Genomic DNA, 12,266 nt, shown 5'->3' on the forward strand with positions numbered 1-12,266 from the left:
GGGCCGCACCGCCAGGCTGGGCCCCCCAGCCCCGCGCCCGCGGCTCCTCTTCTTCCCTCCCCATGGCCAAATCCAAATCCAATAGCTGGAACCCCGGCGGCAGCACCCGCCACTACTCCACCGACACCACCCAGGCCCACGCCTCGGCGGGCACCGGCAAAAGCCGCCTGCACGCCACGGCCGTGGAGCAGGAAACCGCCGTGCTCATCAGCGTGCCCCCGCGCCGCCAGAACGACCACCAGACCACCGAGTACCTGGACGAGCTGGCGTTTCTGGTAGAAACGGCCGGCGCCACCGCCACCCAGCGCTTCGTGCAGCGCCTCGAAAAGCCCGACATCCGCACTTACGTGGGCGAAGGCAAGCTGGCCGAAATCAAGGCCTACGTGAACCACAATAACACCAGCATGGCCGTGTTCGACGACGACCTGTCGCCCTCGCAGCTGCGCAACCTGGAGGCCGAGCTGAAGGTGAAAATCGTCGACCGCTCGCTGCTGATCCTGGACATTTTTGCCCTGCGCGCCAAGTCGGCCACGGCCCGCACGCAGGTCGAGCTGGCCCAGTACCAGTACTTATTGCCCCGCCTCACCGGCCTGTGGACCCACTTGGACAAGCAGCGCGGCGGCGTGGGCATGAAGGGCCCCGGCGAGACGGAAATCGAGACCGACCGCCGCATCGTGCGCGACCGGATTGCCTTCCTCAAGGAGAAGCTTGAAACGCTCGACAAGCAGGCGCACACCCAGCGCAAGGCCCGCGGCGGCCTCATCCGGGTAGCGCTGGTGGGCTACACCAACGTGGGCAAGAGCACGCTGATGAACACGCTGGGCAAGGCCGAGGTGTTTGCTGAAAACAAGCTCTTCGCCACCGTCGACGCCACCACCCGCAAAGTGGTGCTGGAGAGCACGCCGTTCCTGCTTTCCGACACCGTCGGGTTCATCCGCAAGCTGCCCACCAAGCTGATTGAGAGCTTCAAAAGCACGCTCGACGAGATTCGGGAGGCCGATTTGCTGCTGCACGTGGTGGACATTTCGCACCCCGGCTTCGAGGAGCAAATCCAGGTGGTGAACGACACGCTGCTGGAAATCGGGGCCGCCGAAAAGCCGTTGCTGCTCGTGTTCAACAAGATTGACCAGTACCGGCCCGACGAGATTCCGGCCGACCACTTCGCCGCCGAAGCCGCCGAGGAGGAGCGCGAAACCAACGCCCGCCCGCCCCTGGCCCAGCTGCAAGCCACCTACATGGCCAAGCTGCACGACCCGGTGGTGTTCATTTCGGCCCAAACCCGCGAGAATCTCGACGAGCTGCGCCAGCTGCTGGGGCAGCGCGTGCTGGCCCTGCACCAGCAGCGCTACCCCTACGAAACCGCGGCCGCCGACGAAGCCGAATAGTTCGGGGCCCTAACTGGGGCCTCACAGACCCCAAAAAGCCCCCGGCCCGACTACGCAATTGGTCGCCGCCGGGGGCTTTTTATTGGAAACAACTACTTACTGCGGCCGGCTTTTTAGCCGGACGGCCCGGAATTCGGAGCTGGGCTTCCACTGCGGGAAGGTAGTTTCAACGGCCAGCTTCTGGCCGATGCGGAACATGAGGCGGGCGTCCTGGGCGGCGCCGCGCAGGTCCCAGGCGGGGTTGTACTGGTCGGAGGGCTGGTGGTAGTTGTTGGCTTCGAAGTCCTCACGCTCCTTTTCGGCGAAGGCCTTGCCATGCAGGCGGCTCTCGAACGAGCCGCTGGCGTAGAGCGCCGGGATGCCCACCTTGGCGAAGCTGAAGTGGTCGGAGCGGTAGAAGCTGCCAGTTTCGGGGTGCTGGTACGGGATGACGTAGCGGCTTTGCTCCTTGGCGGCGGCGCGGGCGTAATCGTCGAGGTCCGACTGGCCGTAGCCGGTGATGGTCACGTCGCGCATGGGCCCGAAGGCCAGTAGCTCGTCCATGTTGATGTCGGCCACGGTGTTGGCCACCGGGAACAGCGGGTGCTGGGCGTAGTAGTCCGAGCCGAGCAGGCCCTGCTCCTCGCCCGTCACGGCCAGGAACACGATGCTGCGCTGCGGCTTTTCCTTGGCTTGCTCGAAGGCGGTGGCAATGGCCAGCAGGCCGGCGCAGCCGCTGGCGTTGTCCAGGGCCCCGTTGTAAATCGAGTCGCCCTTTACGGCCGGGCCGATGCCGAGGTGGTCCCAGTGCGCCGAGTAGAGGATGTACTCCTTGGGCCGGGTGGCGCCGGGCAGCACGGCCACCACGTTTTTCGAAGTTTTGTAGGTGATTTTGTTGTGCAGCGTGGTCGTCAGGTTCAGGCCCAGCGCTTTGCCCTTGAAGCCGCGCTGGTTGGCGGCGGCGTAAAGTGCATCATAGTTTTGGCCGGCGGCGGCGAAGATGCGCTTGGCCGCGTCCAGGGTCATCCAGCCTTCAAGGGCCACTTTGCTGGCGCCGTGGTCGGGCGTGGTAGGGTGCAGCTTGGCGCCGCCGTTGCTGCTCTGCACCACCGTCCAGGGGTACGAGGCGGGCTTGGTGTCGTGAATAATGAGCAGGCCGGTGGCGCCGTGGCGGGCCGCTTCCTCGTATTTGTAGCCCCAGCGGCCGTAGTACGTCATGGCCTTGCCCTGGAACATGGTGGTGTCGTTGCCCGCGTTGCCGGGGTCGTTGATGAGCACCACCACGGTCTTGCCCTTCACGTCGAGGCCGGCGTAGTCGTCCCACTTGTACTCGGGGGCCGTCACGCCGTAGCCGGCAAACACCAGCGGCGAATCCTTGATTTCTACCGTCGGCTTTTCGCGCTCGGTGAGGAACATGAAATCGGTGCGGTACTTCAGCGCCAGGCTCTTGCCGTTGCCGGCCACGGTGGCCACCGAATCGGGCCGGCCGGCAATTTCCACCAGCGGCACCGGCTGGAAGTAGGTGCCGTTGGGCCCCGGCTTCAAGCCCAGTTTCTTGAACTCGGCCGCTAGGTACGCGGTGGCCTTGTCCTCGCCCGCCGTGAACGGCCGCCGGCCCTGATATTCATCCGAGGCCAGCACTTCGATGTGCCGGGCCAGCAGGGCGGGCGTGATGCCGTCGGCCGGCGTGGGCACGCTGGCCGTGTCGGTGGGCGCGGCTTCGGCCGCGGGGCCCCGGCGGCGGTATCTGCGGTGGTGGTTTTGCCCTGGCAGCCGGCCAGTAGGAGGCCGGCCGCAACCGGCGCCAGCCAGCGGCGCATCGTCAGTAAGTGCATCGTGGAAAAGAAAAAGTGATAATTCAGCCGCGGGCGCACCGCGAATGTAGGAACCGAACCGTTCGGCGGCAGGCAACGCCAGCCGCGCTCCCCGCGTAAAACGCCACATACTCCCTTAAAATCTCTTTCACTGATGAGCGACAACATCAACAAGCCGAGCGGCACGCTGGGCGGCATCGTATCTTCTATTTTCGGCGGCAACGACAGCTCTAAGCCGGGCAGCACGCTGGGCGACATGGTATCGGCTATTTTCGGCGGCGACAAAACCGGCGCCGACGTGGCCAAGGGCTTCACCGCGCGTCACCGGGTGCTGAGCGGCGTGATCCTGGCCGCCGGCGTTTTTTACCTCTACCGGCGCATCAAGGACAAAGACACCGCGTTTTAAGCGCATTTCCGCGGGCTTAAAGCCCAGATTATCAGCCTGCGGCTTGTGGTTATTCAACCACGGGCGGCAGGCTTTTTTGTGGGCCTGCGGCCAGTGGTCATTTGTGAGAAATCTTGACATACACCACACTGGTTTCCTTATCAACCCATACCTCACCATGATCTACGTGTGGACTTGGCGGAATCTGATATAAAACCCCGTTGGTAATGCTGCTTGCTTAAACCAAGTCGGGGTTCCTGCCAACGGCATATTATCTACAACTGTGGCCTTAATTATGGTAACTGAATCATGGTTATTTAGCGCGGGTGAACGTCGGACCCAACGTTGAATATCTTGACCGGACGCTTTAAAAGAAACCCAGAAGGTTTGGGCAAGGAACATACTTTCTATGTCAACCTGCACAGTGCGTGCTTTCGCCGGAAGTGGTGCTAGCTGACTTATAGCCAGCACGTAGGCAAGGCGCTCACGCTTTGTTAAAACTGAATAGCTGAGTATAGATGCGGCCAGCAACGCCACGTAGCCCAGTAAAAGCAGTAGCCTTTTCATGCTGAAAAATAGAGTTGAAATGAATTGTGCAGGTAATCGTTCGCTTATTCTTCGCAAATAGCGTTGTGTCTGGCACTACTATTCGCACACTGACGGAAAGGCTAAACCAGCAGCTAGCCAGTTACTAGAGCTGGGGCCCTAATTTGAATAGCGAACGGACGAAATATTCCGATACTTTGGGCGTTCTGTTTTCCCCTAACTCCTTCATCGCATGGCATTTTTTAGAAAGAAGCCCGCCGGGGCCCCCGCCCCGCCCAAAAGCACTGCCCGCGAGTGGGCCGATTCGCTGCTGTTTGCCGTGGTGGTGGCCAGCATTTTCCGCTGGTCGGCAGCCGAGGCCTATGTCATCCCTTCGCCCAGCATGGAGGGCACGCTGCTGGTGGGCGACTATTTGGTGGTAAGCAAGTTGCACTACGGCCCCATCACGCCCCAAACGCCGCTGCAAGTGCCGCTCACGCACCAAACGGACCCGCTGTTTCACCTCAAAAGCTACTCCAGCCTCATCCAGCTGCCCACCTACCGCTTCCCGAGCTTCTCGGAAATCAAGCGCAACGACGTGGTGGTGTTCCACGTCCCGTTCGAGGCGCAGTACCCGGCCGACCTGCGCGACAACTACATCAAGCGCTGCGTGGCCGTGGCCGGCGACCAGTTTGAGCTGCGCAACGGCCAGCTGCTGGTGAACGGCCAGGTGGCCCCCGAGCAGGGCGCGCTGGAGCACAAGTACTTCATCCAGACCACCGAAAACAACGACGACGTGCAGCGCGACTTCCGCGACCACGGCGTGGTAGACTACCACCTGACCGCCGACGACCAGTTGATTTACGACAACGAAGGCAAGCCCGCGCTGCAAAACGACGTCCGCTACGGCCCCGGCTATGAGGTGGACTGCACGCCCGCCACGGCGGCGTTTTTCCGGGCCCAGCCCTACGTGCGCGGCGTAGTGGCCGAGGTGGAGCCCGCCGGCCAGCCCGCGCCCTGGGGCCCCGCGCTCTTCCCCGACAACCCCGACTACCCGGCCACCGCAGTAGCCCCCGCCACGCCCGGCCTGCGCCACTGGAACCAGGATAACTACGGCCCCTTGGCCGTACCCCGCAAAGGCCAGACCGTGCCGCTCACGCCCCAAAATGCGGCCGCGTACTACAAGCTCATCCTGCGCTACGAGCACAACGAAGGCATCACTCTGAGCGCCACCGGCAACGACCTCACCATCCTGCAAAACGGTAAGCCGCTGACCAGCTACACGTTCAAGCAGAACTACTACTTCATGATGGGCGACAACCGCCACAACTCGCTCGATTCGCGCTTCTGGGGCTTCGTGCCCGAAGACCACGTGGTGGGCAAGGCCGTGCTCGTCTGGCTTTCCGTGGACCCTTACGCCGATTTCCTCCACAAAATCCGCTGGAGCCGGCTGTTCCACAGCATCAGTTAGGGCCCCGGGGGCCCTTTTTTTCAACTAAAAACCCGCCGTGCGCAACCAGGCACGGCGGGGTTTTTTAGTGGTAAGCGGGCGGTGAGCTATTAAGCCGGGGCTCCTGCGTTGGCGCGTGCGCGCATTTTTTCGGTCAGTACCGGCGTGCCGGGCTCGTAGAGGGCAATCAGCTCGTCGGATACCGGGGCCAGGGTGATGGGGTGCAGGAAGTCGCCCAGCAGCGTGCCGGTGCTCTGCGTGTCCACGTTGGGGGCAGCGGTGCGGGAGGCCACATCGTCGAGGTGCACGGTGCGGAAATCGATGCTGAACCGGGTGGCGTTGGTGGTGTTGGGCACGGTGCCGTGCAAGTGGGCCCCCGAGAACAGGATGAGGCCCCCCACCTGCCCCACCAGGCGCAGGTCCTGGGTGTGGTCGATGGGGTCGAGCGGGCACGGGCGCTTGCGCTCGTCCTTGAGGCCCTCGGCCTGGATGCGCCGGCTCTCGGCGTACCAGTTGCGGCAGTCGTAGGCGTCCGACTCATTGCGCACCGGCTCATCCCAGTGGTTGGGATAGAAGGTGAGGCAGTTATCGGCCTCAATGTCGTACATCGGAATCCACCAGTTTAGCTGGTTCATCGGGGCTGAAAACCACGTGTCGCGGTGCGGGTCGAAGGAGTAGGCGATGCCCGTGGTGAGGTAGCCGTGGCTGGTGGCGGTGCGCATCCGGGGCACATCGAAGTAATTCTTATCCAGGTCGAAACCCATTTCGCCCAGGATGTTCTGGATGAGCTGCTTGGCGTGCGGGTGGTTGATGAACTTGGGCTTCAGCTGGCTCAGGATTCGGGCGTATTCTTCGGGGGCCAGGTGGTGCTGGGCCAGCGTGGGGTGCGTGCCGCCAAAAGCCTCCTCGGTGAGGGAGCGGCCAAAATCGCACAGGGCCTGAATGCTCGGGCGGGGGGAGAAGACAAACAGGTCGCCCGCGTAGAGTTTCTGGCGTATTTGCGGCTCAGGCATCTTCGAGTCAAAATAGACTATACTCATAAGGGATTGTTAAAGATGGCTCGTCCCGCCCACGATGGGCAATAAGCTAACCACATGAAAAAACAATGAATTTTTAAAGAAGGAAGGACTTTTGGAGAGCTGCGCGGGTACCGCACAGCAGTTGTTTCAGTAGTTTTTACTCAATTTCAGAGCTTGTAATTTTCTAAGAAAAGCTAGATTAAGTGCTCTTATCTGCTTTTCAAAAATAGCTTTGAATTCCTTAATTACCTATTCAGCAGCTCATTTTGCCAGGTAATTGCCCACATTAAAGCCGCCCTACGCGCCCGCACCAATTGCGCCCCACCTTTGCGCCATGCACACCCTTGCCCAACTCCGCGCCGGGCAGTTGGCCGGCGCCACCCGCCTCGACCTGGCCGCGGGCCTGACGGAATTTCCGCCCGAGATTTTCGACCTGGCCGATACCCTCGAAGTTCTCAACCTGTCGGGCAACCGCCTCGCGGCCCTGCCCGCCGACTTCGGGCGGCTGCACCGGCTACGGGTGCTGTTTTGCTCCGATAACCTGTTTACCGAAGTGCCGGCCGTGCTGGGGCAGTGCCCGCAGCTGAGCATGGTGGGTTTTAAGGCCAACCAGATCCGGACGCTGCCCGCCGGGGCCCTCACGCCGGCCCTGCGCTGGCTCATCCTCACCGACAACCAGCTTGAGGGCCTACCGCCCGAGCTGGGCCAGTGCACCCAGCTGCAAAAGCTGATGCTGGCCGGCAACCGCCTCACGCACCTGCCCGACGCGCTGGCCGCCTGCACCCGGCTCGAGCTGCTGCGCATCGCCGCCAACCGCTTCGAGGCGCTGCCGGCCTGGCTGCTCGGCCTGCCGCGGCTGGCCTGGCTGGCCTACGCCGGCAACCCGTTTTGCGCCGGGGCCGAGGCCGCCGCGCTGGCCCGCCACCCCATTGCGGCCATCGAGTGGCACAGCTTGGTGCTGGAAGAGCAGTTGGGCGAGGGCGCGTCGGGCGTCATTTACCGGGCCCGCTGGCACCCGCTGGGGGCCCCGGCCGCCGACGTGGCCGTGAAGATTTTCAAGGGCGCCGTAACCAGCGACGGCCTGCCGCACAGCGAGATGGCGGCCTGCATCAGCGCCGGGGCCCACCCCCACCTCATCGCCGTGCGCGGCCAAGTGGCCGGCCACCCCGCCGGGGCCGAGGGCCTGGTGCTGGAGCTGATTGACCCCGCCTTTGGCAACCTGGCGGGGCCGCCCAGCCTGGCCACCTGCACCCGCGACGTGTACGCGCCCAGCACCGCCTTCGCGCTGGACGCCGCCGTGCGGCTAGCCCACGGCGTGGCTTCGGCGGCGGCGCACCTGCACGCGCAAGGCGTGCTGCACGGCGACTTGTACGCCCACAACATTCTGAACACCAGCGCCGGCGACTGCCTGTTGGGGGACTTTGGGGCGGCCTGCTTTTTTGCCCCCGACAGCCCCACGGCCCTGGCCTTGCAGCGGCTGGAGGTGCGCGCCTTTGCCTGCTTGCTGGAGGAGCTGCTGGACCGCTGCGGGGCCCCGGCCGCGGCCCTGCAACCGCTGCGGGACTTGCAGGCCCGCTGCGCCCAGCCAGCGGTGGCGGAGCGGCCGCTGTTTGCCGAAATCCGGGAAGTGCTGGCCGGGGAAACCTTGGATTAATGCCGCCGGCCTAGCTTAGCGCCATGAAAACGCTGTACCTCCTCCGCCACGCCAAGTCAAGCTGGAGCTTCGACGACCTGACCGACCAGGAGCGCCCCCTCAACGACCGGGGCCGCGACGACGCCCCGCGCATGGGCCAGGCCCTGGCCAAGCGCGGCATCAAGCTTGATGCGCTGGTGAGCTCCTCGGCGGTGCGCGCCCTGAGCACGGCCGTGCTGGTGGCCCGCGAGCTGGGCTTCGCGCACGAGAAAATCGTCGTCGACCCCGCCATCTACCGGGCCGATGCCGACGCGCTGCTCGCCATCATCCGGGCCCTGCCCGACGCGGCCGAGTCGGCGTTGCTGGTGGGCCACAACCCCACCATCACCGACGCGGCCAACGCCCTCTCGCCCAGCTCGTTCGACGAGCTGCCCACGGCGGCGGCCGTTTGCCTGCGCTTCAGCACCGATAGCTGGGAGGAGGTGGCCCGCGCCAACGCCGAGTTCTACTTCTACGACTCCCCGAAGAACGCGGACTAGGGCCCCGGAGCCCGTCTGGGGCCCTAGCCTGCGTTTGGCAACATTATGGTAATCAACCGCCCGGGGCCCGCCGCGTATTGTTGCGGGCCCCGGGCGGGGCCATTTATTCGTTACTCAACCGATACCGTTTCGTTATAATATTATGAAAACCCTTCCCCGCGACCTGAGCTGGCTGCGCTTCAACGCCCGCGTGCTGCAAGAGGCGCAGTCGGACACGGTGCCGCTGCTCGAGCGCCTCAAGTTCCTGGCCATTTTCAGCGCCAACCTCGACGAGTTTTTCAAGGTGCGCGTGGCCACGCTGCGGCGGCTGGTCAAGCTCAAGAAGAAAACCCGCGCCCAGCTCGAAGAGAGCCCCAAGCGCCAGCTGAAGGCCGTGCTGGCCGAGGTGCAGCGCCAGCAGGAAGCTTTCGGCGCTACCTACCGCGAGCAGCTGCTCCCGGCCCTCACCCAGGCCCACATCCACCTGGTAAGCGAGGCCGAACTAACTGACGAACAGCGGGCCTGGGTGCTCGAATACTTCAACGCCTCGGTGCGCGACCTGCTCTCGCCGGTGGTGCTCGACGACACGCTGCACCACCTGTTTTTGAAGGACCAGGCGGTGTACCTCACTTTTTTCCTGAGTGGGCCCCGCGCCGCGCCCGGCAAGGGCAAGGGCAAGGGCAAAAGCAAGGGCCCCGAGGCCGAGCGCGTGCTGGCCATGGAACTGCCCACCAAGCGCCACGGCGGCCGCTTCGTGCAGCTGCCCACCGCGGGCGACGAGCGCTACGTAATGTTCCTCGACGACGTGGTGCGCGTGGGGGCCCCAGCCTGTTTCCGGCCTACGCCAGCGTGGCCGTGCACGCCGTGAAGCTGAGCCGCGACGCCGAGCTGGACATTGAGGAAGAGGTATCGGACGACTTGCTGGCCAAAATCCGCAGCAGCCTGGCCAAGCGCGCCACCGGCTACCCGGCCCGGATGCTGTACGACCCCGAGATGCCGCGCGAGGTACTTAGGGCCCTCAAGCAGAAAACTGGCATTGACGACGAGGAGCTGGTGGCCGGCAGCCGCTACCACAACTTCCGCGACTTTTTTGGCTTCCCCAGCTTCGGGCAGGCCAAGCTGCTGAACCCCGCCTGGCCGCCCCTGCCCCACCCCACGCTGCCGCGCACGGGCAGCCTGCTGGCCGCCATCGGCCACGCGACCACCTGCTTCACCCGCCCTACCAGAGCTTCGACCACGTGACGCGCCTGCTGCGCGAGGCAGCCGCCGACCCGCAGGTGTCGGCCGTGGCCATCACGCTCTACCGCGTGGCGACCAAGAGCGCCGTGGCCAAGGCCCTGCTGAAGGCCGTGAAGAACGGCAAGCAGGTGACGGTAGTGGTGGAACTCAAGGCCCGCTTCGACGAGGAATCGAACATTTACTGGGCCGAGAAGCTGCAAAAGGCGGGGGCCCACGTCATCTTCACGCCCCCCGAGCAGAAGGTGCACGCCAAGCTGCTACTCATCACGCGGCGCGAGGCGGCCGAAACTACCCGCCAGTACGCCTACCTCAGCACGGGCAACTTCAACGAGGACACGGCCGAGATTTACACTGACCACGGCCTGTTCACGGCCGACGAGCGGCTGACCCGCGAGGTGGCTGCCGTGTTCAACTACTGCCACGACCGGACGGCCCCCGCCGCGCCGCTCGAGCACTTGCTGATGGCGCCCTTCACGCTGCGCCCGCGCCTGAACGAGCTCATTGACCACGAAATCAAGCTGGCCCACAAAGGCCAGCCGGCGTCTATCATCCTCAAGATTAATGCCCTGCAAGACCCTGACATGATTGCCAAGCTCTACGCCGCCAGCAAGGCCGGCGTGCGCGTCGAGCTCATCATCCGCGGTATTGGCTGCCTGCTGCCGGGCGAGGCCGGGCTGAGCGAAACCATCAGCCAGCGCGGCCTCGTGGACCGCAACCTGGAGCACAGCCGGGTGTACGTGTTCGGCAACGGCGGCGAGGAAAAGGTGTTCGTGTCGTCGGCCGACTGGATGACCCGCAACCTGGACCGCCGGGTGGAGGTGGCCTTCCCGCTCTTCGACGAAACCCTGCGCGCCGAGGTGCGCCAACTGCTGGATTTCCAGCGAACCGACAACGTGAAAGCCCGCGACTTCGACAACGACTTCATCGCCCCCGAGCCCGTCGGGGCCCCGCGCGTGCGCGCCCAGGAGGCCACCTACCAGTGGCTGAAAAAGCTAAAGCGGCGCAAGTAAAGCACGCGCAATTGGGGCACAAGCGGGGCTAACGCGCGCGCTCCGCTTGTGCCAGGAAGTGAGCCACGTCGCCGGTGAGCAGGGGGGCGTGGCGGGTAATTTCCTCGATGGGCCAGTGCCACCAGGCCACGGCCAGCAGCCGGGCGGTGGTGGCGGCGTCGAACCGCGGCCGGATGAGCTGCGCCGGGTTGCCGCCCACGATGGTGTAGGGGGCCACGTCGCGCGTCACCACGGCGTGGGCCCCGATGATGGCGCCGTCGCCGATGGTTACCCCGGGCAGGATGGTGGCCCGGTAGCCAATCCACACGTCGTTGCCCACCGTGGTGTCGCCTTTGGTGGGGTAGGTTTTGCCGTCCATGGCCTCGGCCCAATCGCCGCCAAACACCGCGAAAGGGTACGCGCTGACGGCGCTGGCCAGGTGGTTGGCCCCGTTCATGACGAACTCCACGCCGGAAGCAAGCATGCAGAACTTCCCGATAACCAGCCGGTCGCCCGTGAAATCGAACAGGTAGCGCACGTGCTTTTGAAAATTATTAACATCTTCAAAGTCATCATAGTACGTGTAGTCGCCCACCGTTATCTGGGGGTGGTCCACCACGTTTTTCAGGAAGCACAGCCGCTCGTAGCCGGCCAGCGGAAACACGGTAGAAGGCGCAACAACGGCCATAGCAGCAAGAGTAGAAAAGCCCGGGGGCCCCAAAGGTACCGGCCCACAAGCCCGGCCACGGCCTTTGTCGCGCAGGGCCCCGGCGCCCCTCGCAAGCCCTCGCTCCACCACACCGGGGCCCCAAGCACAAACCGCCCCGCGCTTCGGGCGAAGCGCGGGGCGGCGGCAGCGGCGGGCGGTGGGCCCCCGCGGCTAGTGGCGGCGGTAATCGTCGTGCCGGTCATCGTGGCGGTCGTGGCGGTGCTGGGCTTCCCAGCGGGCGCGTTCCTGGGCGCGGCGGCGCTCCAGCTGGCGCTGCTCGCGTTCATAGCGGGCGCGCTCCGTGGGCGAGAAGCGGCGGGGGTCACGGTCGTGGTCGAAAGGAGCGGCGGTGGCAGCGGTGGCGGCGAACAGGCCAAGGGCAGTAACGAACGAAAGCAGGGCAGTTTTCATGGTTGTTGGGGTGGTTGAGGGATGGGAAAGATGGAAAGGGGAAATGTGGGGTAGGCTACAGGTGGATGCGGATGGCGACGGCCGCGGGGCGGCGGGGCTGCGGCTGCGGGTACACTGGCGGCGCGGGCACGTAGCCGTAGCGGGGGGCCGGGGCGTAGCGGACGGGGCCGGGGCGCGGTAGTAGCCGGCGGGGCGGTAGTACGGCGCCGG

The 12,266-nt window shown here is 64.7% G+C and carries 11 protein-coding genes and 1 pseudogene; 7 read left to right on the top strand and 5 right to left on the bottom strand.

What is annotated here, in order from left to right:
- The first annotated feature begins 62 nt into the window (after window positions 1–62).
- Window positions 63–1,385 (top strand): GTPase HflX, encoded by a 1,323-nt coding sequence (gene hflX, locus BEN49_RS04120; protein WP_083325754.1) that lies wholly within the window; start codon window positions 63–65, stop codon window positions 1,383–1,385.
- 96 nt (window positions 1,386–1,481) lie between these two features.
- Here hflX and BEN49_RS04125 read toward each other — a convergent pair whose 3' ends face one another.
- Window positions 1,482–3,059 (bottom strand): M28 family metallopeptidase, encoded by a 1,578-nt coding sequence (locus tag BEN49_RS04125; protein ID WP_158022745.1) that lies wholly within the window; start codon window positions 3,057–3,059, stop codon window positions 1,482–1,484.
- Window positions 3,060–3,332: 273 nt separating this feature from the next.
- On the opposite strand from BEN49_RS04125, the gene BEN49_RS04130 reads away from it, so the two are divergent.
- Window positions 3,333–3,584 (top strand): hypothetical protein, encoded by a 252-nt coding sequence (locus tag BEN49_RS04130; RefSeq protein ID WP_070741155.1) that lies wholly within the window; start codon window positions 3,333–3,335, stop codon window positions 3,582–3,584.
- A 162-nt stretch (window positions 3,585–3,746) separates the two neighbouring features.
- On the opposite strand, the gene BEN49_RS26560 is transcribed toward BEN49_RS04130, so the two are convergent.
- Window positions 3,747–4,130: a hypothetical protein gene (locus BEN49_RS26560; protein WP_125916494.1), complete on the bottom strand. Its 384-nt coding sequence runs from the start codon at window positions 4,128–4,130 to the stop codon at window positions 3,747–3,749.
- Window positions 4,131–4,341: 211 nt separating this feature from the next.
- Here BEN49_RS26560 and lepB point away from each other — a divergent pair, with 211 nt between their 5' ends.
- Window positions 4,342–5,559, top strand: a complete 1,218-nt coding sequence (gene lepB, locus BEN49_RS04135; protein WP_070741159.1) for a signal peptidase I — start codon at window positions 4,342–4,344, stop codon at window positions 5,557–5,559.
- An 89-nt stretch (window positions 5,560–5,648) separates the two neighbouring features.
- Here the strand turns inward: lepB and BEN49_RS04140 are convergent, their stop codons facing one another.
- The gene (locus BEN49_RS04140; protein WP_070741163.1) at window positions 5,649–6,578 is read right to left on the bottom strand and encodes a phytanoyl-CoA dioxygenase family protein; all 930 of its coding nucleotides are present in this window, start codon (window positions 6,576–6,578) and stop codon (window positions 5,649–5,651) included.
- Window positions 6,579–6,891: 313 nt separating this feature from the next.
- Here BEN49_RS04140 and BEN49_RS04145 point away from each other — a divergent pair, with 313 nt between their 5' ends.
- The 4 genes and pseudogenes from BEN49_RS04145 (at window position 6,892) to BEN49_RS25305 (ending at window position 10,957) form a co-directional block, all read left to right on the top strand.
- Window positions 6,892–8,211 (top strand): leucine-rich repeat-containing protein kinase family protein, encoded by a 1,320-nt coding sequence (locus tag BEN49_RS04145; RefSeq protein ID WP_070741166.1) that lies wholly within the window; start codon window positions 6,892–6,894, stop codon window positions 8,209–8,211.
- 23 nt (window positions 8,212–8,234) lie between these two features.
- Window positions 8,235–8,729, top strand: a complete 495-nt coding sequence (locus BEN49_RS04150; protein ID WP_070741170.1) for a SixA phosphatase family protein — start codon at window positions 8,235–8,237, stop codon at window positions 8,727–8,729.
- 142 nt (window positions 8,730–8,871) lie between these two features.
- Window positions 8,872–9,950: pseudogene (locus tag BEN49_RS25295) on the top strand (polyphosphate kinase).
- Window positions 9,947–10,957, top strand: a complete 1,011-nt coding sequence (locus tag BEN49_RS25305) for a phospholipase D-like domain-containing protein (protein WP_239691810.1) — start codon at window positions 9,947–9,949, stop codon at window positions 10,955–10,957. Before BEN49_RS25295 ends, BEN49_RS25305 begins: the two are co-directional and overlap by 4 nt.
- 28 nt (window positions 10,958–10,985) lie before the next feature.
- On the opposite strand, the gene BEN49_RS04160 is transcribed toward BEN49_RS25305, so the two are convergent.
- The gene (locus tag BEN49_RS04160) at window positions 10,986–11,624 is read right to left on the bottom strand and encodes a CatB-related O-acetyltransferase (protein ID WP_070741173.1); all 639 of its coding nucleotides are present in this window, start codon (window positions 11,622–11,624) and stop codon (window positions 10,986–10,988) included.
- 192 nt (window positions 11,625–11,816) lie between these two features.
- On the bottom strand, window positions 11,817–12,056 hold the full coding sequence (locus BEN49_RS26240; protein WP_070741174.1) for a hypothetical protein: 240 nt from the start codon (window positions 12,054–12,056) through the stop codon (window positions 11,817–11,819).
- Between the last annotated feature and the right edge of the window lie 210 nt (window positions 12,057–12,266).

The sequence above is a fragment of the Hymenobacter coccineus genome (genome assembly GCF_001816125.1).
Classification (GTDB): Bacteria; Bacteroidota; Bacteroidia; order Cytophagales; family Hymenobacteraceae; genus Hymenobacter; species Hymenobacter coccineus.